The 21,223-nt window shown below is 72.1% G+C and carries 25 protein-coding genes; 17 read left to right on the forward strand and 8 right to left on the reverse strand.

What is annotated here, in order from left to right:
• Positions 1-348: 348 nt before the first annotated feature.
• Positions 349-1,116 (forward strand): DUF899 family protein, encoded by a 768-nt coding sequence (locus AB0K00_RS40925; RefSeq protein WP_363532663.1) that lies wholly within the window; start codon positions 349-351, stop codon positions 1,114-1,116.
• Positions 1,117-1,125: 9 nt separating this feature from the next.
• On the opposite strand, the gene AB0K00_RS40930 is transcribed toward AB0K00_RS40925, so the two are convergent.
• Complete coding sequence (locus AB0K00_RS40930) at positions 1,126-1,503, reverse strand: helix-turn-helix domain-containing protein (protein ID WP_363532666.1); 378 nt, start codon at positions 1,501-1,503, stop codon at positions 1,126-1,128.
• Positions 1,504-1,612: 109 nt separating this feature from the next.
• Between AB0K00_RS40930 and AB0K00_RS40935 the strand changes: the two genes are divergently transcribed.
• Positions 1,613-1,978 carry a DoxX family protein gene (locus AB0K00_RS40935; protein WP_363532669.1) on the forward strand — a complete coding sequence of 122 codons (366 nt, stop codon included), beginning with the start codon at positions 1,613-1,615 and terminating at the stop codon, positions 1,976-1,978.
• Positions 1,979-2,098: 120 nt separating this feature from the next.
• Here AB0K00_RS40935 and AB0K00_RS40940 read toward each other — a convergent pair whose 3' ends face one another.
• Positions 2,099-2,599 (reverse strand): hypothetical protein, encoded by a 501-nt coding sequence (locus AB0K00_RS40940; RefSeq protein WP_363532672.1) that lies wholly within the window; start codon positions 2,597-2,599, stop codon positions 2,099-2,101.
• On the opposite strand from AB0K00_RS40940, the gene AB0K00_RS40945 reads away from it, so the two are divergent.
• Positions 2,579-3,313: a DUF308 domain-containing protein gene (locus AB0K00_RS40945; protein WP_363532674.1), complete on the forward strand. Its 735-nt coding sequence runs from the start codon at positions 2,579-2,581 to the stop codon at positions 3,311-3,313. The genes AB0K00_RS40940 and AB0K00_RS40945 overlap by 21 nt on opposite strands.
• 74 nt (positions 3,314-3,387) lie before the next feature.
• Here AB0K00_RS40945 and AB0K00_RS40950 read toward each other — a convergent pair whose 3' ends face one another.
• Both AB0K00_RS40950 and AB0K00_RS40955 read right to left on the reverse strand, forming a co-directional pair.
• The gene (locus AB0K00_RS40950; protein WP_363532677.1) at positions 3,388-3,792 is read right to left on the reverse strand and encodes a hypothetical protein; all 405 of its coding nucleotides are present in this window, start codon (positions 3,790-3,792) and stop codon (positions 3,388-3,390) included.
• 94 nt (positions 3,793-3,886) lie between these two features.
• On the reverse strand, positions 3,887-4,393 hold the full coding sequence (locus AB0K00_RS40955; RefSeq protein WP_363532680.1) for a hypothetical protein: 507 nt from the start codon (positions 4,391-4,393) through the stop codon (positions 3,887-3,889).
• Between the two features lie 151 nt (positions 4,394-4,544).
• On the opposite strand from AB0K00_RS40955, the gene AB0K00_RS40960 reads away from it, so the two are divergent.
• The 4 genes from AB0K00_RS40960 (at position 4,545) to AB0K00_RS40975 (ending at position 8,212) form a co-directional block, all read left to right on the forward strand.
• Positions 4,545-5,834, forward strand: coding sequence for a VWA domain-containing protein (locus AB0K00_RS40960; RefSeq protein WP_363532683.1), 1,290 nt, complete (start codon positions 4,545-4,547; stop codon positions 5,832-5,834).
• A 100-nt stretch (positions 5,835-5,934) separates the two neighbouring features.
• Positions 5,935-6,477: a DM13 domain-containing protein gene (locus tag AB0K00_RS40965; protein WP_363532686.1), complete on the forward strand. Its 543-nt coding sequence runs from the start codon at positions 5,935-5,937 to the stop codon at positions 6,475-6,477.
• Between the two features lie 11 nt (positions 6,478-6,488).
• Positions 6,489-7,127: a response regulator transcription factor gene (locus tag AB0K00_RS40970; protein ID WP_363532689.1), complete on the forward strand. Its 639-nt coding sequence runs from the start codon at positions 6,489-6,491 to the stop codon at positions 7,125-7,127.
• On the forward strand, positions 7,124-8,212 hold the full coding sequence (locus AB0K00_RS40975; RefSeq protein WP_363532692.1) for an ATP-binding protein: 1,089 nt from the start codon (positions 7,124-7,126) through the stop codon (positions 8,210-8,212). The genes AB0K00_RS40970 and AB0K00_RS40975 overlap by 4 nt, the downstream gene beginning before the upstream one ends.
• Before the next feature lie 5 nt (positions 8,213-8,217).
• Here the strand turns inward: AB0K00_RS40975 and AB0K00_RS40980 are convergent, their stop codons facing one another.
• The gene (locus tag AB0K00_RS40980; RefSeq protein WP_363532695.1) at positions 8,218-8,661 is read right to left on the reverse strand and encodes a hypothetical protein; all 444 of its coding nucleotides are present in this window, start codon (positions 8,659-8,661) and stop codon (positions 8,218-8,220) included.
• Positions 8,662-8,776: 115 nt separating this feature from the next.
• On the opposite strand from AB0K00_RS40980, the gene AB0K00_RS40985 reads away from it, so the two are divergent.
• From AB0K00_RS40985 to AB0K00_RS41025, 9 genes are all read left to right on the forward strand, one after another.
• Positions 8,777-9,652: an ABC transporter ATP-binding protein gene (locus AB0K00_RS40985; protein ID WP_363532698.1), complete on the forward strand. Its 876-nt coding sequence runs from the start codon at positions 8,777-8,779 to the stop codon at positions 9,650-9,652.
• Positions 9,649-11,136: a hypothetical protein gene (locus tag AB0K00_RS40990; RefSeq protein ID WP_363532701.1), complete on the forward strand. Its 1,488-nt coding sequence runs from the start codon at positions 9,649-9,651 to the stop codon at positions 11,134-11,136. The genes AB0K00_RS40985 and AB0K00_RS40990 overlap by 4 nt, the downstream gene beginning before the upstream one ends.
• A gap of 53 nt (positions 11,137-11,189) precedes the next feature.
• Positions 11,190-11,690, forward strand: a complete 501-nt coding sequence (locus tag AB0K00_RS40995) for a SigE family RNA polymerase sigma factor (RefSeq protein ID WP_363532931.1) — start codon at positions 11,190-11,192, stop codon at positions 11,688-11,690.
• On the forward strand, positions 11,687-12,730 hold the full coding sequence (locus AB0K00_RS41000) for a hypothetical protein (protein WP_363532704.1): 1,044 nt from the start codon (positions 11,687-11,689) through the stop codon (positions 12,728-12,730). The genes AB0K00_RS40995 and AB0K00_RS41000 overlap by 4 nt, the downstream gene beginning before the upstream one ends.
• A 123-nt stretch (positions 12,731-12,853) precedes the next feature.
• Complete coding sequence (locus AB0K00_RS41005) at positions 12,854-13,729, forward strand: sugar isomerase (protein ID WP_363532707.1); 876 nt, start codon at positions 12,854-12,856, stop codon at positions 13,727-13,729.
• A gap of 8 nt (positions 13,730-13,737) precedes the next feature.
• Positions 13,738-14,586 (forward strand): PfkB family carbohydrate kinase, encoded by an 849-nt coding sequence (locus AB0K00_RS41010; RefSeq protein WP_363532710.1) that lies wholly within the window; start codon positions 13,738-13,740, stop codon positions 14,584-14,586.
• A complete protein-coding gene (locus AB0K00_RS41015; protein WP_363532712.1) occupies positions 14,567-15,400 on the forward strand; it encodes a class II fructose-bisphosphate aldolase in 834 nt (277 codons plus the stop codon). Before AB0K00_RS41010 ends, AB0K00_RS41015 begins: the two co-directional genes overlap by 20 nt.
• A gap of 107 nt (positions 15,401-15,507) precedes the next feature.
• On the forward strand, positions 15,508-16,974 hold the full coding sequence (locus AB0K00_RS41020) for a DUF1996 domain-containing protein (RefSeq protein ID WP_363532715.1): 1,467 nt from the start codon (positions 15,508-15,510) through the stop codon (positions 16,972-16,974).
• 243 nt (positions 16,975-17,217) lie between these two features.
• Positions 17,218-17,853 carry a hypothetical protein gene (locus tag AB0K00_RS41025; RefSeq protein ID WP_363532717.1) on the forward strand — a complete coding sequence of 212 codons (636 nt, stop codon included), beginning with the start codon at positions 17,218-17,220 and terminating at the stop codon, positions 17,851-17,853.
• 11 nt (positions 17,854-17,864) lie between these two features.
• On the opposite strand, the gene AB0K00_RS41030 is transcribed toward AB0K00_RS41025, so the two are convergent.
• Positions 17,865-18,104, reverse strand: coding sequence for a hypothetical protein (locus AB0K00_RS41030; RefSeq protein ID WP_363532720.1), 240 nt, complete (start codon positions 18,102-18,104; stop codon positions 17,865-17,867).
• 137 nt (positions 18,105-18,241) lie between these two features.
• Positions 18,242-20,176: a CHASE3 domain-containing protein gene (locus tag AB0K00_RS41035; RefSeq protein WP_363532723.1), complete on the reverse strand. Its 1,935-nt coding sequence runs from the start codon at positions 20,174-20,176 to the stop codon at positions 18,242-18,244.
• A 53-nt stretch (positions 20,177-20,229) separates the two neighbouring features.
• Between AB0K00_RS41035 and AB0K00_RS41040 the strand changes: the two genes are divergently transcribed.
• A complete protein-coding gene (locus AB0K00_RS41040) occupies positions 20,230-20,889 on the forward strand; it encodes a response regulator transcription factor (RefSeq protein ID WP_363532726.1) in 660 nt (219 codons plus the stop codon).
• Here AB0K00_RS41040 and AB0K00_RS41045 read toward each other — a convergent pair.
• A complete protein-coding gene (locus AB0K00_RS41045; protein ID WP_363532728.1) occupies positions 20,855-21,211 on the reverse strand; it encodes a response regulator transcription factor in 357 nt (118 codons plus the stop codon). The two genes, AB0K00_RS41040 and AB0K00_RS41045, sit on opposite strands and share 35 nt — an antisense overlap.
• Positions 21,212-21,223: the final 12 nt, after the last annotated feature.

The following is a 21,223-nucleotide window of genomic DNA, read 5'->3' on the forward strand; positions in this document are numbered from 1 at the left end:
CCGTGGCGCCGTGCCGGGGGCACTGGGGCGTGGCGCGTCAATCTTGGGTGGGGCACTCGGGGGCTGCGGCCCCCGCGACCCCGCCCCCCCCCCCCCGACCCTGGTTCCGGTTGGCGCAGTTCTTTGACATGCCCTGCCGGGGGCATCAGGTCGCCGGTGACGTGATCGGCGCCGTCAGTGGGGGCACCGCCGCGGCGGCTGAGCACTCGCACGGTGTGGCCGGCGTCGCGGAGCAGCGGCACCACGAGGCGGCGACAAGTGGATCGCACTCAAGACTGACGCAACCTTTTGGTTGCTATTCGCGAGGCGATGTGCAACCGTTGAGTTGCGATGGAAGGGAGAGCAATCATGATGGATCACAAGGTCGGTACGCGTGAGGAGTGGCTCGCGGCACGGCTGGAGCTGCTCGAGGCTGAGAAGGAGCTCACGCGGCGCAGCGACGAGGTGGCTCGGCAACGTCAGGCGTTGCCCTGGGTTCGTGTCGAGAAGGAGTACCGCTTCGACACCGACGACGGGCCGGCGACGCTTGCCGACCTGTTCCGTGGCAACTCGCAGCTGCTCGTTTACCACTTCATGTTCGGGCCCGACTACACCGCCGGCTGCCCGTCCTGTTCGGCGATCGCGGACGGCTTCAACGGCTCCGTCGTCCACCTCGCCAACCACGACGTCACCCTGCACGCCGTGTCGCAGGCGCCGCTGCCGAAGCTGCAGGCGTACAAGCAGCGGGCCGGCTGGACGTTCCCGTGGGCGTCCTCGGCCGGGAGCGACTTCAACTACGACTTCCGCGTGACCCACTCCGCCGACGAGTGGCGGTCCGGCAGCGTGGAGTACAACTTCCGGCAAATGGACGTGCGACCGCCGGCGTCCGGTGAGATGCACCCGGATCTCATCGGCCTCGCGGCGGGGGTTGGCACCGACTGGTCGACGTACCGGCAGCAGGGGCCCGGGCTGAGCGCGTTCGTGCTCGACGACGGCGTTGTCTACCACACCTATTCCACATACGAGCGCGGTGTGGATGCCATCTGGGGCATGCACCCGTGGCTGGACCGGGCGCCCCTCGGCCGCAACGAGACCGGCATCTGGTGGCGGCGCAAGGACGAGTACGACCGGCACTGAGCTGCTGGATCAGGCCGTCCGGGTCTGATACGCGGCGCGGCTGGCCTCGATGTGTGGGGCGTGTTCGATCGCCCAGCCGGCAAGGGCCAGTGCGGGTGGGATCAGGCTCTTGCCGGTGGCGGTCAGCGTGTACTCGACCCGTGGCGGCACCTCGGCGTGCACCTTCCTGGCGACCAGGCCGTCGCGCTCCAGGTTGCGCAGGGTCAAGGTCAGCATGCGTTGGGAGATGCCCGGGATCTGCTGGTGCAGGTCGGTGAAGCGCAGCGTGCCCTGGTCGAGGGTGGCGACGATCAGCAGCGTCCACTTGTTGCAGATCTGGTCGAGGATCGCCCGGATGGTCTGGCCGCCGTCTCCGCGGATCATGCAGGTGTGCTCGTAGTGCGACATGACAACCCCTTGTGCCTCACGCACACGCGTGTGCCTTTTGTATGCCTCCCGATAGTGACGCATCATGTGGCTACTTACGAGTGGTAACCATCCTGGTGAGGGGCTTCTCATGGAGATCGGGTACTGGATCGTCGGCGGGCTGCTTGCGGTGTTCTACCTGTACGCGGGAGGGAAGAAGGTCGCGCAGAATCAGCAGCAGCTCCTGCCGATGATGGGCTGGGTCGACCGCGTGCCGATGCCGTTGGTCAAGACGATCGGGGTGCTGGAGGTCCTCGGGGCGGTCGGGCTGATCCTGCCGCCGGCGACCGGGATCGCCCCGTGGCTCGCGGTAGCCGCGGCGGCAGGGCTGGTGCTGATCCAGGTCGGTGGCATCGCCGTACACCTGTCCCGGGGCGAAGGCAGGCTGATCGGACTCAACATCGGCCTCCTCGTCGCCGCCGCCGTGGCAGTCTGGCTGGGCACCACCTGGCTCTGACCACCGCCGCCGCAGCGCCGCCGCAGCGCCGCCGCAGCGCCGTGCAGCGCCGTGCAGCGCCGTGCAGCGCCGCAGCAGCGTCACGCCGCCGCCGCGCCGCAGCGTGCCACGGGCACCGGCTCAGTGCAGCGTGACCTTGAGCAGGATCATCACGACGCCGAACGCGCCGGCGACCGCTGCCGACACCAGACGTTCGATCCGGGTGAGCTGACCGTGGCGGCCCATCTCCCAGCCCGCCAGGCACAACAACAACGCACTGCAGACGAGGGCCGAGAGCACCGTGGTGCGGAGCGCGACGCCCACGAGGTTCAGCGCGGCCAGGACTGTCACCGGCACGGCGGAGGCCGTCACGATCTCCCAGCCGCCGCTCAGCTGTGACCGGACCTCGTGCGCGGTCAACCGCCGGCCCTCGTGGATGCGTTGGGCCACGAGGCGGGCGTACCGCTCGGCGCTCCAGTAGATGACCAGGGTGACCAGGACGGCCACGATCACCGCGCCGGCCGACGTCGCGTGGGACGAGGCCATCACGGCCGCGCCGATGATGACGCCGTAGACGCCCGCCGCCGTGCCTTCCTCGGTGGGGCCGGTCACCCTGAGCCGGTGCCCGAGCGGGTGCTGCATGTGCGTGGTCACCGTCCTGATCGGCTGAGGCGGGAGCGCGGATTCTCCCCCGCGTTGGGCGATGGCGGGTCGTGGTGGCGGGTGAAACGTGGGTGGAAACGAGCGATGGAGGGAAACATGGCGACGTTTTCAGCGAGACACGGCGACGCCCCACGGCGTGGCGTGGCACATGGGTCCTCCGCGGCGGTTGCCGTGCCGTTCTGGCAGACCTTGACGTTGGGGTTGGTCACCGCGTTGTTCGGGATCGTGGTGCTGGCCTGGCCGGGTGAGACGTTGCGGGTCCTCGGCGCGCTGGTCGGCGTCTGGCTGATCGTCGCCGGGGTGATGCGGGTGGCGTCGGCCCTTGCCGAACATCACGGGCTGGGACGGCGCATCCTGACCGGGGTGGTGGGCGCCGCGTTGATCGTCGGTGGCGTGGCGTGCCTGCGCAACGTGGCCAACGGTGTGGTGGTCCTCGCGTTGATCGTCGGGCTGGCCTGGCTGCTGACCGGCCTGTCGGAGATCGGTATCGGGCTGATGACGCACGGCCGGTCCCGGCTGTGGCTGACGACCATGGGCGTCGCGTCGCTGGTCGCCGGCATTGTGTTCGTCGTGTGGCCGGGCGCGTCGCTCACCGCGATGGTGCTGCTGACCGGGATCAGCGCCCTGGTGATCGGGTGTGTGGAGATCGCGATCGCGATCATCATGCGCCGCGACGCGGCCACCGCCACATAAGAAAAGCCGCAAAGAAGAGGGCGCGAGCGACGGCGGCGCACAGGGCGCCGCCGTCGCTTCCTGTCATCCCCGCGTCATTTCGACTCGGATTTGCGGGCATGGGACCTGCTGGCCGTGGCCTTCGCCGGCGGTGCGGTGTTGCCCGCCGGCTCCTCGTCGCCCTCCAGGACCTTCATGATCCTGGGCGTGAGCGCCTCCGCCAGGGCCGGCGCGAGCGCGTCGGCGAGCACTCCGGCGAGGGCCTCGGCGATGAGTACCCGCTCCAGCGTCGAACTGCGGGGACCGACCCGCGACATGGCGGAGCGGACGCCCTCGAGCAGGCCGCCGGGCAGCGGGGAACGACCTCGACCGGCCGCGACCTTCGACGGCTGTCCCTGCTCGGCGCTGTCAAGGATCTCCAGGATCAGCTCGTCGATCAGTGCCTCGACATGCTGATGTGATTGGTCCGGATCGTTGGGTACTGGCGAATCAGCCGCCACGATGGGTGCCTCCCTCCTTCGGGTGGGCAAACGTCCCGCGTCCCCCGGCCGCGAACAGCCGGAGGACGGGATCACGATGGGCGGGCGCCCCTGCTCAGTTGCGTGCCATCAGCGCGGCCAGCAGCAGGGGGTTCTCGACGATGTTCTTGCCCCGCCGCTTGCGGCTCGCGAGAGCCATGAGCATCAGCGGGTGCTCCATGATGCCGCCCTCGCTGTCGTCGTCGCGGCGGCGGCGGGCCAGCGCGGCGAGGAGCAGCGGGTGCTCGATCATGCTGCTCTCGCTGTCGTCGTCGCGGCGGCGGCGGGCCAGCGCGGCGAGCAGCAGCGGGTTCTCCATGATGCTGCTCTCGCTGTCGTCGTCGCGACGGCGGCGGGCCAACGCGGCGAGCAGCAGCGGGTTCTCCATGATGCTGCTCTCGCTGTCGTCGTCGCGACGGCGGCGGGCCAACGCGGCGAGCAGCAACGGGTGTTCGAACAGCGCGTCACCGCGCTCTTCGCGGCGGGACATCAGCGCGGCCAGCAGCAGCGGATGCAGCGAACCCTCATCCCCTTCCCGCTCGCCGGATTCGGAACGGGCACGTTCAGCGGTGGAACTGGTCACGGGTACTCCCTTGATCAGCAGATCCGTCACGAGCCGCGTCGCGACCCGTGCGCTTACGCATCCACCATCCGCGCGGCCGACCGGCGTACACCACACCCGACCGGCATGAGCCGCCCGGGAAGGTTGGACGGGCTGTGGTGCAATCTTCGCTGTGACCGTTGCGATCCTGGCCCGTGGGCAGAACACCGCGCTGCCGGTGGCGTCGTCCTACACCGTCGTGGTCAGTCATGCGGCCGGGCCCGAGGTGGACCTCGTGGCGTTCCAGCTCGACGAGGCCGGCCGGGCGCCCGGGGACCATGCGATGGTCTTCTACAACCAGCCCGCGGGGGCCGGCGTCCGGTGGTCGCCGCCCGAGACCGCCGGCGGCGTCACCCGGCACCGCCTCGAGGTCACGCCCGGCGGCTGGGCGAGCACGACCGCCCGGGTCCGGATCGGGTTGACCGTCGCGGATGGCACGTTCGCCGCTGTGGCGGGGCTGCGCGCGGCGGTACACGGTGCGGACGGCGAGCTGTACGCGCTCGACCTCGGCACCCCCGACGTCCAGGACGCACTCATCGTCGGCGACGTCTACCGGCACCGCGACGCGATCAAGGTGCGCTGCGTCGGCGACGGCTTCACCGACGGCCTGCGCGGACTCATCACCGACGTCGGCCTCACGGTCGACGACGAGCCGGCACCGGCAGCGGCGGCAGTTGCGGTACCGGTGGCACAGCCCGCCGTCACATTGACCAAGGCGAAGCAGATCAGCCTCGCGAAGCCCGCCGCCGGTGCGTCGAGCGTCGACCTGCGCAAGTACGCCGTCGCGGTGTCGCTGGTCAAGAGCGGCCTGGACGGGCGCACGTTCCGGGTGGTGCTCGCGATCGACTGCAGCGGCTCGACGAAAAAGCTCTTCCGCAGCGGCGTCATGCAGCGCTCGCTGGAGCGGATGGTCGCGATCGCCGACCTCCTCGACGACAACGGCGAGATGGAGGTGTGGTTCTTCGGCGACTTCCCGGTCCGGTCCGCGCCGGTGCGCACCACCACCGCGCCCGACTACCTGGAGCGCCAGGCCGCCGACAAGAAGCGCGCCGAGGGCGGCAACTTCGAGCCCCGCGTCATGAAGGAGATCCTGGACTGGAGCACGGCCGAGCCGTCCCCGCACCCGACGCTGGTGCTGTTCTGGTCCGACGGCGGCGTCCACGCCGAGAAGCAGATCACCGAGCTGCTGGTCCGTTCGAGCAACCGCCCGGTGTACTGGATGTTCCTCGGCCTCGGCGTCGCCGACTACGGCGTCCTCGCCCGCTTGGACAACGTCCGCGGCGGCGTGGTCGACAACGCCGGTTTCCTCCCCATCGACGACATCGACCTGCTGTCCGACGACGACCTGTACGGCCAGATCTTCGGCACCTTCGTCAGCCGCTGGCACACCGCCGCCGCGGCCGCCGGTATCCTGCACTCCTGAATTCGCAGTCACCCCCTGGAGTGAGGTGCCGGCAGCCGTAAGGACCCGGTAAGCGCGCATCGTCTGGTGCCGATCATCGACGGCCGGTTCACTCGGAGACATGACGCGCAGACCGTTGACGTGGGTGCTGGTTGCCGTGCTCGCCGTAGGGGCAGGGGTCGGGCTGTACTGGTTCGCGCCGTGGCGGCTGTTCACCGACACCACCGTGCGCGAGGCGCTCACCGCGACGGACGCACCCACCGCCGGCCCCACCGCCGGCCCCGCTGCCAGCTCCGTGACCGGGCCGGCTGCCACGGCAGTCGTCGTGGCGCGGGGGGCGTTCGTGGCGCATGAGCACGACACGTCCGGCAGCGTGCGGGTGGTGCGGCTGGCCGACGGCACGCATCGGCTGGAGATCGAGGGGCTGGACACGTCCGACGGGCCGGACCTGCGGGTGTGGCTCACCGACCAGGCGGTCGTCACCGGCAAGGCCGGATGGCAGGTCTTCGACGACGGCCGGTACGTCGAGCTCGGCCGGCTCAAGGGCAACAAGGGTGACCAGGTGTACCCGATTCCCGCCTCGGCCGACCTCGCCGGCCTGCGCTCGGTGACGATCTGGTGCAAGCGCTTCTCCGTGTCGTTCGGGGCCGCGCAGCTCGCCTAGGCTTCTGCGGTGTGACGATCCGCGTGCTCATCGCCGACGACCAGCCGATGGTCCGGGACGGGCTGCGCCGGATCCTCACCGCCGAGCCTGACGTCGACGTGGTCGCCGAGGCCGCCGACGGGGTCGAGGCGCTGCGGCTCGCCCGGGAGCTCGCGCCGGACGTCGCGCTCCTGGACATCCGCATGCCGCGCATGGACGGCCTCACCGTCACCCGGCACCTCGCCGGCGGCCCGACCAGGGTCGTCGTGGTCACCACGTTCGACCTGGACGAGTACGTGTACCCGGCGCTGCGCGACGGTGCCTCCGGCTTCCTGCTCAAGCGGTCCGGCCCGGCGTTGCTGGTCGAGGCGGTCCGCGCGGCGTACGCCGGTGACAGCCTGATCAGCCCGTCGATCACGGTGCGGTTGCTGAAGCATGTCACCGGTCCCCGGCCGGCCCGGCCCGCACCGGTCGAGGCGCTCACCGAGCGGGAGCTGGAGGTGGCCGCGCACGTCGGCGCCGGCCGGACCAACGCGGAGATCGGCGCCGAGCTGTTCATCTCGGCCGGCACGGTGAAGACGCACGTGGCCGCGATCCAGCGCAAGCTCGGCGTCCGCAACCGTGTCGGCATCGCCGTGTGGGCCTGGGACACGGGCACCGTGGCACCGTGACGCGGCCGAAGCTGCTGACGCTGCTCCTGCTGGTGGTGCCGGTCGGGCTGCTGGGGCTGTGCGCGCTGCCGCTGACCGGCCCTGCCGGGATCGTCCCGGCCGTCGCCGCGGTCGCCGCCGTGGCGGTCGCGGCGCTGGCTCGCTCGCCCCGCCCGGCGATCGCCGCCGCCGCGCTGTCCCTGCTGGCCGACGGGCTGTATCAGGGGCCGCCGCAGCCCGCCGCGCTGTGGGCGCCGGTCGAGTTCGCGGCGCTGACCGTCCTGCTGGTGTCGCTCGCCCGCCGCGCGCCGGCCCGCGCCGTGGTCGTCGTCGCCCTCGCCGCCACGGCGCTGCCGCTGCGGATGTCCCTGCATGTGCCCGGCGACCGGGTCGAGGCGTCGGTGCTGCTCGTCGCGGCCGCGTTCACCGCGACGGTGTGCGCGGCCGGCGCCGGGCTGTACCTGCGGCTCGGTGACCACCGGCGGCGGCTCGCGGAGGAGCAGGCCCGCCGGGCGCACCGCCTCGACCTGGCCCGTGACCTGCATGACCTGGTCGCGCACGAGGTCACCGGCATCGTGATCGCCGCGCAGGCTGCGGCGCTGCCGGAGATCGAGGCCGCGGGCCTGCGGGCCCTGGACGCCATGGACCGGATGGTCGGCACGCTGCGCGGTCCGGTCTCGCAGCGCGTCCACGGCGTCGCGGACCTGCCGGACGTGGTGCGCCGCTTCTCCGCGACCGGCCCGACCGCGGCCACGCTGTCGATGCCGGTCGTGCCGGACCTGTCGCCGGACGCGTCGAAGGCCGCCTACCACGTGGTGATCGAGGCCCTGACCAACGTCCGCCGCCACGCCCCGGCCGCGACCACCGTGACGGTCGCCGTGACCGCCAAGGCCGGCCGGATGGAACTGACCGTCGCCAACGACGGAAGCACCACAACCGACCCAAGCAAAGCGAGCGAAGCAAGCAAAGCGAGCGAAACAACGAGAACCGGCGGCGGCACCGGCCTCGCCGGCCTGGACGAGCGGGTCACCGCACTCGGCGGCGACCTCCACGCCGGCCCGCGCGGGGCCGGCTGGCAGGTGACCTGCCACCTACCAGCCGGCTGACCGGGTCAGGAGTCGCTGGTTGCGACGATGATGACGATCAACGCGATGATCAGGATGAACGGCATGAACAGCCCGATGATGCTGATGGGGCGGGCGAGCAGCCGCTTGCCCGGGTCCATCGGCTGGCGGGCGCCGCCGTAGGGGGACGGCTGCGGCGGGGCGAGGCTGGCGACCTTGCCCCGGTTGATGATGTTCCACAGCACGATGAACGGCGTGATCACGAACGACGCGTAGCCATACCAACCCTGGATGAGGGTCTTGGAGGTCATCTCGCGGAACGTGGCCATGCCGCAGTCCCGGCAGAACGGGCCGTCGACGTGGCGGAACTGCATCATGATGATCATGCCCCGGTGGCCGCGGAACTTGGTCTGCGCGGTGGGGACGTTGTTGCAGAAGCGGCAAGGCGTGAGCTGGGCAGCCTGCTGTTGCTGCTGAGCCGAAATGGACATGGTCTTTCCTCCCGTGGAAGCGGCAACAGGCTACGACATCCGCGCCGGTCGTGGGGGGCACCGGATCTGCCGTTCGGCAGATGTGCGCGGCGCCGCCGGCGGAGACGCTCGGTGGATGCTGGAACTGATCGACATCACGAAGGTCTACAAGGGCCGCAAGCGCGCCGTCGACGGGCTGACGCTGCGGCTCGGGCCGGGGCTCGTCGGCCTGCTGGGGCCGAACGGGGCCGGGAAATCCTCGCTGCTGCGCATCGCGGCGACGGTCACCCGGCCGACGGGCGGGCAGGTGCGCTTCGACGGCGGCGACGCGGTGGCCCGGCCCGGCCCGCTGCGCCGGGCGCTCGGCTACCTGCCGCAGGACTTCGGCGTGTACCCGCACCTCACCGGGCACGAGTTCCTCACCTACCTGGCCGCCGTCCGCGGGCTGGCGGGACGCTCCGCCCGGGCCCGCGTCGGCGAGCTGCTCGAACTGGTCAACCTCACGCACGCCGCGAAGCGCCCGCTCGGCGGGTACTCCGGTGGCATGCTGCGGCGGATCGGGATCGCGCAGGCGCTGCTCGCCGACCCGAGGATCATCGTCGTGGACGAGCCGACGGCGGGTCTCGACCCGGAGGAACGGGTCCGGTTCCGCAACCTGCTGAGCGACCTGTCCGCGGACCGGTCGGTGCTGCTGTCCACGCACATCGTCTCCGACGTCGAGTCGGTCGCGACCCGGATCGTCGTCGTCACCGGCGGCCGGATCCGCTTCGACGGCGAACCCGTCGAGCTCCAGCGCAGCATCGCCGGGCACGTCTGGGAGCTGGCGGTGCCGCCGGCCGAGCTGACCGGCGTCCAGCAGCGCCTGCCCGTGACCCGCCTGGTGCGCACCGCCGAGCACGTCCGGGTGCGGGTCCTCGCCACGCACCGGCCGGCGCCGGACGCGACCCCGGTCCCACCGGATCTGGAGGACGCTTACCTGGCCGTCGTCCACAGCTCCCGGGCCACCCGATGAGCGCGCTCTGGGGCCTGGCGGTCGCGGACTTCCGGGAGCGGGTGCGCCGGCCCGCGTACCTGGTGATGCTGATCTCGGCGGTCGGCCTGGGCTGGCTGGCGGTGCCGCCCACCGACGCGCGGTGGGTGGTGCTCGACGCCGGCGGCTCCCGCGGTCTCTACACCAGCGCCTACGTGGGCCTGGTGACGGCGCTGACCAGCGCGCTGTGGCTCACGTTCGTCGGTTTCTACCTGGTGCGCGACGCCGTCGCCCGCGACGTGCGCACCGGCGTCGGCCAGCTGCTCGCGGCGAGCCCGCTGCGCACGCCGGTGTACCTGGCCGGCAAGTTCGCCAGCAACCTCCTCACCCTCGGCTCGATGGCAGGGACGATGGCGGTGACCGCGCTGGTGCTGCAGTTACTGCGGGGCGAGTCCCGCACCGTCGACCCGGCCGGGCTGCTGGCGCCGTTCGTGTTCCTGGCGCTGCCGATGCTGGCCGTGACCGCCGCCGCGGCGCTGCTGTTCGAGACGACGCCGGTGCTGCGCTCCGGGTTCGGCAACATCCTGTGGTGCTTCGTGTGGATGGCCGGCGCGATCGGCGGCCAGTCAGCGTCGGCACCGCTGGGTGGCATCGGCGTCGCCCAGCTGGCCGGGACGATGCCGGCGACGGCCGACACGTTCGGGCTGGGCCTCATGTACGTCGACCGTCCACTGCGGACATTCGAGTGGTCCGGGCTGCCGCTGGATGCCGGGTTCGTCGCGGGACGGGTCGCGGTGACGCTGCTCGCGGTGGCCGTCGCGCTGCTGCCGGCGCTGTGGTTCCACCGCTTCGACGTCGCCGCCCGCTCCGCCGCGGCCCGGTCGCTGCCCGAGCCGTACACCGTCTACAAGGGACTCCCGCCGACGGCCGCGGTCGCCGGATCCGCGACCGGCCGGCTGCTCGCCGCCGAGGTCCGGATCCTGGTGAGCGGCGCACCCTGGTGGTGGTGGGCGGGCGCGGCGCTGCTGGCCCTCGCGGGGCTCGCCGCGCCACCGGGACCGGTGCTCGCGATCGTCTGGATCTGGCCGGTACTGCTCTGGTCCCGCCTGGGCACCCGCCGCGAGGCGGGCGCGATCCTGGCGGCGTACCCCGCGCCGCGCCGGCGCCTGCTGGCCGAGTGGGCCGCCGGTGTCCTGCTCGCCGCCACCACCGGCGCGCCGCCGGCCGTCAGGATGCTGGCCGCCGCCGACCTGCCCGGCCTCGCCGCCTGGACCGCCGGCGCGCTGTTCATCCCGGCCCTCGCCCTGGCGCTCGGCACGCTCACCGGCGTACCCCGCACCTTCCAGGCGGTGTACACGATCCTCTGGTACCTGGTGATCAACGACGTCGCGGCGCTGGACTTCATGGGGGCGCTGCGCGTGCACGGCCACCCGGCGGGCCCGCCGGCGCCGCTGGTGGCGGCGGTGGCGGTGGCGCTGTTCGGGGCGGCGTTCGGGGCGGTGCGGCTCCGCCACGCGCGCCGCTGAGGAAGTCCGGCGACACGCAGAACATCCGGCGGCGGTGGGAGCGTCTGTTGGACGTGACATTCGAGGAGTTCGTGCACAGCAGAGGCGCCGCCCTGGTGCGCTTCGCCCGGCTGCTCACCGGCGACGAGCACCGGGCCGACGACCTGGTCCAGGAGGTCCTGGCGAAGGCGTTCGTGCAGTGGCGCCGGGTCGCGGCGGCGGAACGCCCGGACGTCTACGTGCGCCGGATGCTCGTCAACGCCAACACCTCGTGGTGGCGGCGCCGCTCCAGTGGCGAGATCACCGTCGCCGAACCAACCCCGGGCCTGGTCGGTGCCGACATCGGCACGGAGGTCGCCGCCCGCGACGAACTGTGGCGGATGGTCCTCGCCCTACCCGTCCGCCAGCGGGCGGTGCTGGTCCTGCGCTACTACGAGGACCTCGACGACGGCCAGATAGCCGAGATCCTCGGCTGCTCGACCATCACCGTCCGGACCACCGCACTGCGGGGCCTGAACACGCTGCGCGCCCGCCACCGGCCCAACCCCGTTGACGCACCGAGGAGCTCGCTATGAACGACCAGCTCGAGCAGGACCTGGCGACCGCGTTCGGCGAGCACGCCGGCGGCGTCGTGGACACCGGCGTCCTCGCGGTCTCCGCCACCCGCCGCGGCCGGCGCCTGCGGGCCAGGACGTACGCGGTGCGCTGCGCCGCCGCGGTCGCCGTCGTCGCGGTCGTCACCGCCGGCGCCCTCTCCGTGCACCGCTCCCCCGTCGTGCCGCTGCCCGGCGGCTCGGCCTCCGCTCCCGCGTCACCGGACCGGGACTGGATCCAGTACCCGCCACCCGACGGGTGGTCCGTGCCCCCGCTGCCCGCCGCCGGCGTCCCGGCCGACCCGTCGAAGGTCGGCACCGACCCGTCGCTGCTGCACTTCACGGTCGACGAGTGGGCCGTCGACTCCCCGTACACCACATGGCGTTCCACCGCCGGGCTCGAGACGATCTCGTTCAGGCGGGGCGACGCCGCCTACCAGGTGTTCCTGGCGAAGGCCGCCGACACGCTCGACTTCGAGCTGTCGAAGCAGGGCGACGGCAACATCCACCACGAACGCTGGCAGCCCGCCCCGGGTCTCTGGGCGGAGGTGTTCAGCCGGAACGCCCTCGACGCCGCCGCCGACGCCGGCCAGATCAAGTCCCGTCTCCGGCTGGACACCACCGTGCGCTGCACGACCCCGATCCAGCTCAGCAACCTGCCGGCGGGCGCGGGACTGCTCGGCTGCGAGGTCACCCTCGCCGGCGGCGACCTGCCCGGGCGCCTGCTGAACTCGACCGTGTGGGTCGGCGAGAACAACAGTGACCAGGCGCAGATCATGGTGACGCGCCGGAACCCGTCGCCCTCGCCCGGCACCTTGACGCTCGGCGGACGCCCCGCCCGGGTGTTCACCGACGACCAATTCCGCCCGAGTGTCGAGTTCCCCGACGCCAACGGCCTGCGGATCCATCTTGCCGGCACGGGCACATACGGGAGCCCGACGCTGATCGTGATCGCCGAGGGCCTGCGGATCGCCTCGTCCGCCCTCGACCCCACCACCTGGCCCGTCCGCCTCGTCATCTGACCGCGGCACGCTCCGACCGGCGAGCGAACCACAAGCCGAACTCTGCACGAAACGTGCAGTCGACAATGTCCACTTGTGCAGGAAAGCTTGTGAGGCGCGCATGAACACGCAACGCTGGTGGGCATGACGGACACTGCGGACGAGATCGCCAGCCAGCCCGAGACGTGGACGCGGGCACGCACCGTGGACGGCACCGCCCTGGTGGCGCCCGGGGAGCGGGTGCTGGTGCTCGGCTGCGGCACGTCGTGGTTCATGGCGCAGAGCCTGGCCGAGCTGCGCGAGTCGGCCGGGTTCGGCGAGACCGACGCCGCGTGCGCCTCGGAGTTCGTGCCGCGCCGCCGGTATGACCGGGTCATCGCGATCACCAGGTCCGGCACGTCGACCGAGGTGCTCGAGGCGCTGCGGCAGGTGCCGGAGGAGACCCACCGGGTGGCGGTGACCGCCGTGGCCGGCGAGCCGGTCGACGGGCTCGTCGACGAGCGGATCCTGCTGGACTTCGCGGACGAGCGCAGCGTCGTGCAGACGAGGTTCCCGACCACGCTGCTGGCGGTGGCCCGGCACGCGTACGGGGAGGACCTGGCGCACCTGATCGCCGACGGCGAGGCGGCCCTGGCCGCGGACCTGCCGGGCGACCCGGCCACCACGGAGCACCTGGTCTTCCTCGGCACCGGCTGGACGGTGGGGCTGGCGCACGAGGCGGCGCTGAAGGTCCGCGAGGCGGCGCAGGCGTGGTCGGAGTCGTATCCGGCGATGGACTACCGGCACGGACCGGTCGCCGTGGCCGGGGCGCGCAGCCTGGTCTGGGCGTTCGGCGCGGTGCCGGCGTCGCTCGACGAGACGATCCGCGGTGCCGGTGCGGCGCCGGTGCGCAACGGCCTGGACCCCCTGGCGCAGCTGGTGCTGGCGCAGCGGTTCGCCGTCGCGCTCGCGGAGCACAAGGGGCTCGACCCGGACCGGCCCAGGCTGCTGACCCGTTCCGTGATCCTGGCCCGTTCATGATCGTCACGGTGACGTTGAACCCCGCGCTGGACCTGACGTACACCGTCGACGCGCTGGTGCCGCACGCCACGCACCGCGTCGCGCGGGTGGCGCAGCGGGCCGGCGGCAAGGGGCTCAACGTCGCCGCGGTGCTGCACGCGCTCGGGGAGCCGGTCCTGGCCACCGGACTGCTCGGCGGGGCGACCGGCGCGGCCGTCCGCGCGATGGCGGCCGTGCCGCACAGCTTCACGACCATCGGCGGGGAGACCAGGCGGACCGTGACGATCGTCGACCGGGTCGACGCGACGGGCCTGTGGGAGCCGGGGCCGGTCGTCACCGCCGAGGAGTGGGCCGCGTTCCAGGCGCACTACGTGACCCTCGTCAGGGACGCCGCCGTGGTCGTGCTGTCCGGCTCGCTGCCACAGGGGCTTCCGGTGGACGCGTACGCGGAGCTGGTCCGGCTGGCACACCAGTACCGCTGCCGCAGCGTGCTCGACACCAGCGGCGAGGCACTGCGGCTGGGTGCGGCCGCCGGGCCGGACGTCGTCAAGCCCAACGCCGACGAGCTGCCCGCGATGGGCCCGGCGCGAAACGCGGTCGTCGAGTCGCACGGGCCGGAGGGGCTGATCGCGCGGACGCCGCAGGGGTCGTGGCGGGCGGCGCCGCCGGAGGTGGTGACCGGCAATCCGACCGGCGCCGGCGACGCGTGCGCGGCGGCGCTCGCCCGCGGCCTGCGGGACGGCACGCCGTGGCCGGAGCTGCTCGCGGACGCGGTGGCGCTGGGCGCGGCGGCGGCCAGCACACCGGTCGCCGGAGAGATCGACATCAACCACTACCGAGCGACGAGGGACCGGGTCAATGTTCAGCCCCACGGGTGAGATCGTCGAGGCCGCACGGGCGGCGGGCGTCGGTGTCGGCGCGTTCAACGTCATCACCGTCGAGCACGCCGAGGCGATCGTCGCCGGGGCGGAGGCCGCGGGCTGCGCGGTGGTGCTGCAGATCAGCGAGAACGCGGTGAAGTTCCACGGCGGGCGGCTCGGGCCGATCGCAGCGGCGGCGCGCCGGGTGGCGGAGCTGTCGAGCGTGCGGGTTGGGCTGCACCTGGACCACGTGGAGAGCGACGAGCTGTTCGACCTGGCCGCGGCGCACGGGTTCGGGTCGGCGATGTACGACGCGTCGAAACTGCCCTACGCCACGAACGTGGCGGCGACCAGGAAGGCGGTCCTGCGGGGGCGCGCGGCCGGGCTCTGGGTGGAGAGCGAGCTCGGCGAGGTCGGCGGCAAGGACGGCGCGCACGCCCCGGGAGCGCGGACCGACCCGGCGGAGGCGGCGGCGTACGTGGCGGCCACCGGCGTCGACGCACTCGCGGTCGCGGTCGGGTCGAGCCACGCGATGACGACCCGGACGGCGGCGCTGGACCACGCGCTCATCGCGCGGCTGCGCGCCACGGTGCCGGTGCCGCTGGTGCTGCACGGCTCGTCGGGCCTGCCGGACGACGAGCTCCGGGCGGCGGTCCGGGGCGGGCTGGTGAAGATCAATATCGGCACGGCGCTGAACGTCGCGTTCACCGGCGCGATCCGCGCGGCCCTCGACGATCCGGCGGTGGTCGACCCGCGCCGATACCTGAAGGTCGCCAGGGCCGCGATGGCGGAGACGGTGACGCAGTCACTGCGCGTGGTAACTCAGCTTTAGGCCACCTTTACGTTCGACTTAGATCTCCCCGGAACGCTTGAGAGAGCGCTCTCCAGCTGTCTACGGTCGCGTTGCTCGCCCCAACCAGACCCGTTCCCGGAGGGCTCATGCCGACCCAGCGGCAGACCAGACGACGTACCTTGCTCGCCCTGCTCGCCGTGCCGGTCGTCGGCGCGGTGGCCACCACCGTCATCGTCACCACCAGCGCAGGCGCCGAACAGTCCGACACCGCCGGCCTCGTCCAGGCCGAGGCGTGGAGCGGGCAGTCCGGCGCGAAGACCGAGAACACCGGCGACACCGGCGGCGGCAAGAACGTCGGCTGGCTCGCCAACGGTGACTGGATGCGCTACGACGCCATCGACCTCGGCAGCACCGGCCCGCTGACCGCCAGCGTCCGGGTCGCCGCGGCCAGCCGCGCCGGCGGCACCGTCGAGCTGCACGCCGGCTCCCAGACCGGCGAACTGCTCGCCAGCTACCCGGTGAACTACACCGGCGGCTGGCAGACGTGGACGACCAAGACCGCCGTCAGCCCGACCGCGCTGACCGGCCCGCAGACCGTCTTCGTCGTGCTCAAGAGCGACCAGGCGAGCGACTTCATCAACATCAACTGGCTGCAGTTCAAGCGGACCCCGACGGCGACCGTCCCCGGCTCCCCGACCGGCGGCACCACCACCAAGCCGCCGACCGGCGCGCCGACGAGCGCCCCGCCGCCCCCGCAGACCGGCTGGCCGACCGTCGACCCGGCGAAGCAGGCCGCCGACACCGCGGCGTTCTTCGCCCGCAAGCCCAAGCCGATCACGAACAACCCGGTGAAGGTCCCCGAGTTCAACGCGCAGTGCACGGTGAGCCACCACAACAACGACGACCCGATCGTCTTCCCCGGCCTGACCGGCGCCGCGCACAACCACACGTTCTTCGGCAACAAGACCACCAGTGCCGCCTCGACCACCGACAGCCTGTTCGCCGGCGCCACGACCTGCAACCCGGCCGGTGACCACTCGGCGTACTGGATTCCCACGCTGTACCAGAACGGCAAGGTCGTCGACCCGAAGGGCGCGGTGACCGTCTACTACGGTTCGCGCCTGAAGGATCCGAGCAAGACCCAGCCGTTCCCGCTCGGCCTGCGCATGATCAGCGGTGACGCGAAGACCCAGACGGACACGCCCGACAAGCAGGGCAACCACTTCTGGTGCGCGGGCATCGGCGGCTCGACCGGCCGCACTCCGGACGGGGAGTACCCGGTCTGCGCCCCGACGGCCGAGCTGGTCCGCCAGATCACGTTCCCCGACTGCTGGGACGGCGTGCACCTGGACAGCCCCGACCACAAGTCGCACATGGCCAACGGTGACTACACCGGCGCCTGCCCGAAGTCGCACCCGGTGCCGATCCCCTCGGTGTCGTTCGTGATCGCGTACCCGCTGAACACGAACACGACCGGGATCACGCTCTCCTCCGGCAACGGGTACTCGATGCACGCGGACTTCTTCAACGCGTGGGAGCCCGAGGAACTGGCCCGCCGGGTCCGTGACTGCCTCGACCAGGGCTACAAGTGCAACTCGGCAGGCAACTTCTAGGAACAGAGGACTCGGAAAGGCCACCCGCCGCCACGGGTGGCCTTTCCGCATTTCACAGGCTGCTGCCACCATCGCCGGACCCGGCTGCCAGGGGCGGCCGCGAGAGTTGCGGCCAGCGGCCCTCCCGGAGCGGGCCGACCGAGCGCGGGAGCGACAGGATGAACGACACCGAGCAGACCATCCCCGTCTGGGCCGAGCCGATCGCCGTCAACGGCACGCCGGTGCCGCACCTGACGGACCCGAGTGGCCGGGGCCGAGCCGGTGGCAGGCGCCGCGGCCGTGCCGGTGGCGGGCGCCGCGGCCGCGCCGGCCAGGTCGTCGAGGTTCAGGACCGCCATCGTCGGCGCCGTCGCGGCGCTGGTCATCGGCGGTGGTGGTTTCGCGGTGATCCGGGCGTCCAGCAGCGGTGGCGCGTCGACAAGCCAGCAGACCGGCGCGCAGGGGGCGCAGGGTGCCCAGGGGGTTCAGGGCGGCGGCCAGGGTGCTCCGGGCGGCATGGGCGGCGGCGGTACGGGCGGCATGGGCCGCGGCGCCAGCGGGCTGGCCGGAGTGATGTACGGGGACTTCGTCGCCTCGGACGGCAGCGGCGGATACGTCACGCGGCGCCTGCAGACCGGCACGGTCTCCGCGGTGAGTGCCACGTCGATCACGGCGAAGAGCGCGGACGGGCACGGGACGACGTTCGCGGTCACGTCGTCGACCACGGTCGGCAACGGCGCGATCGGCGACGTCAAGGTCGGCGACACCGTGACCGTGGTCGGCACGCTCAGCGGCGATGCCGCGACTGCCACCACGATCACCGACTCGACGCTCAGCCAGGCGAACGGCGGCCAGCAGGGCGGTGCCCCGCAGGACGGCCAGTCGCCGGCCACGAACTAATGCCGGGGACGTCAGACGGCGGCGAGGGCACGGGTGCACAAGGTGCGGGCCCACTGGATGCGGTCGAGCGCGACCTCGGGGCGGTCGCCGAAGACCTCGGCGGCGCGGGCGTAGCACTCGTCCGCGCCGAGCTGATCGAGGGTCCGGTCGACGGTGTCGCGAACGGTCGCGTCGTCGAGGTCGGCGTGGTTGGGGGTGTCGGAGACGAACAGGGCCATGCACAGGACCGGGTCGACCAGGCAGGTCGTCATCGTGGCTCACCTCTCACAGAGGTCGTGGGTGTCCTGTCCACCGTCGCTCGGGTGAGGGTGTGAGGCATCTGCGCCAGCATGCGTCCGGCCCTGCGGGTTTCCCGACCCGGATATACCCGCTGGCCGCCACCGGCTTCTCAACCGGCGTCACCCTTCGCGGGTGCGGCAGCGAGGGGGATCCGGATCTCCAGTGTCGTGCCCCGCCCGGGACGGCTGGCGATGTGCATCGTGCCGCCGAGTGCGGCGACCCGGTCACCGAGGCCGATCAGGCCGGTGCCGGTCTGCGGATCGGCGCCGCCGACCCCGTCGTCCTCGATGGAAAGCTCGAGCGTGCCCGCGTCGGATTCCGGCTCGGGGTCGCCGCCGCCGGTGTCCACGATCGAGGCGCGGATGCAGATGAGCGTCGCGTGGGCGTGCCGGATCGCATTGGTGAGTGCCTCGGCGACGACGTAGTAAACCCCGATCTCGATCTTCGTGTCGAGGCGGGAGGGTAGCGTGAGGCGGACCTCCACCGGTACCGGCGACCTGCGGCCGAGTGACTTGATCGCCGGCACCAGACCACCCTCGGACAGGATCGACGGGTGGATGCCGCGGGCCAGCTCGCGCAGCTCGTCGATGGCCTCGGCGAGATCGGTGCCGATCACGCGCAGCCGGTCCTGCACCCCGTCCTCGACCTGGGTCTCGGTCGCCCGCAGCTGCAGCAGCAGGGCGATCAGCCGCTGCTGGGTGCCGTCGTGCAGGTCGCGTTCGATCCGGCGGCGGCTCTCGTCGGTCGCGGCGACGACCCGGGCCCGGGAGGCGGTCAGGTCGGCGCGGGCCTGCGAGTTGGCGATCGCGCTGGCGATCAGGTCGGTGAACTCCGCGGCCCGGGCCGCGTCGTGCTGCAGCAGCGGCCGGGCGCGGGTCGACAGGGCCTTCAGCACGCCCCAGGTGCGGCCGGCGACGAGGACCGGCGCGCCGATCGCGGAGCGGATCGACAGGTCGCCGAACTCGCGGCCGAGGAAGTCCGCGCTCTTGGGCCCTTCGAGGCGGATCGGCTTGCCGGAGCGCAGCACCCGGCCGGTGACGCCTTCGTGCTCGAGCTTGACCTTGCCCAGCGAGATGCGGTGCGAGACGTCCCAGCTCCAGCTGGCCACGACGGTGGCGCTGCCGTCGGGTTCGAAGCGGAGCAGGGCGGTGGCGTCGGCGCCGAAGAGCTTGCCGGCCTCCTCGGTGACGGCGCCGAACACGGCCTCCGCCGGTCTGCCCTTCGCCGCGACGGTCGCCACCCGGCGCAGCGCCGCCTGTTCCGCGGCGATCGAGCTGAGCGTGGCGCGGCTCTGCTCCAGGGCGCCGACCATGGAGTTGAACGTGCGCTGCATGCTGCCGACCTCCACCGGCCCGTCGGTGGCGACCCGGACGCTCAGGTCACCGCGGGCGACCTTGTCGGCGGCGGACACCAGCCGGTGCAGCGGGCGGGCGACCATCACGGCGAGGGACCGGGTCAGGATGGCGACGCCGATCAGCGAGGTGGCGAAGCCGGCGACCCCGGCGACGAGGGCCCGCTGCCCGGCGATCATCGCCTCCTGCCGGCCCTGTTCGACGGTGGTGCGCTGCGCGTCGGCGAAGTCGTCGAACTGCTCGCGCAGCGCGGAGATCTGCTGCTGGCCGGCGAGGATCGACTCGGCGTTGATGTTCTTCGGAACGGCGCCCTCCTGCATGGCGATGGACGGGTCGGCGTAGTCGTCGAGGTACGCGGTGATCGCCACGTTGATCTGGGCGATCCGGTCGACCTGGGCGGGTTCGCCGGCGACGGCCGCCTCGAGCTCCTCCTGGCGGGCGGGGATCTGGTCCTGTGCCGCCTTCCACGGCACCAGCAGCGCCGGGTCGCGGGTGAGCGCGAACCCGCGGCGGCCCGCCTCCACGTCCAGCAGGAGCCGTTCGAGGGTGGTCGCAGCCGAGACGGCGCGCTCGGCCCTCGTGACCGCGAGCACGGATTCCCGCAGCTGGTAGACGGACAGCAGGATGACGGCGAATGCCGTGCTGATCAGCAACGTGAACAGTGCGCAGGTCACTCCCAGGCGGAGCGTCAACCCCCCGTGCATGGGGGTGTCTTACCCGGTTATGCGGGGATATGTTGGCTTTGATGACATCTGTGGTGGTCGCTGACGATGACGTGCTGCTCCGGGAAGGCCTCGCGAGCCTGCTGGACCGTCATGGGTATTCCGTGGTCGGGGTCGCCGACGACGGGACGCACCTGCTGCGGCTGGTCGAGGAGGTCAGGCCGGACCTGGCGGTCGTGGACATCCGCATGCCGCCGACGCATACCAACGAAGGCCTCGCCGCGGCACGGGAGATCAGGACCCGGTTCCCGTCGGTGGCGATCCTGGTGCTTTCGGCGTTCGTGGAGGTGGAGCACGCGATCGAGTTGCTGGCCAGCGGCGAGCGCATCGGTTATCTGCTCAAGACCCGGATCACCGACGTCGAGGAGTTCTTGGAGACGCTGCACCGGGTCCAGGACGGGGGGACCGTGGTGGATCCGGCCGTTGTGCAGGAGCTGGTCGCCGCGCACCGGCGGCGGGACCCCCTGGACGTGCTGAGCCCGCGGGAGCGGGAGGTCCTCGCGCTGATGGCGGAGGGGCGCTCCAATGCGGGCGTGGCCAGGCAGCTGTGGGTCACCGAGGGCACCGTGGAGAAACACGTGCGATCGATCCTGACGAAGCTCGACCTGCCCGAGACCGACGAGACCCACCGCCGGGTCCTGGCGGTGCTCACGTTCCTCGAAGCCGCGTCAGCAGGCACCTGATCGCGGCGGCGGACAGGTGCTCCTTCGGCAGGAAGCCGATGGCCTTGCTGTCCGCGAGCAGGTCCGCGATCTCCTCGGCGGCGAACGCCGACACCATGATCACCGGGCTGGTGTCAATACGGGCGGCGAGGTCGAAGCCGCTCTCCTCGCCGAGGCCGACGTCCACCAGCACTACGTCCGGCGCCTGTTCCTGCACGGCGCGCAGCGCCTCCTGGCTGTTTGCCGCGTCCGCGACGACGGTGATGCCCTGTGCGGTCAGCAGGCGCCTGGCACCGACGCGGAAGCGCTCCGAGTCGTCGACGATGACGCAGCGGATCGTCATACCGTGAACGGT

This window comes from Dactylosporangium sp. NPDC049525 (assembly GCF_040676755.1).
GTDB lineage: Bacteria > Actinomycetota > Actinomycetes > Mycobacteriales > Micromonosporaceae > Dactylosporangium.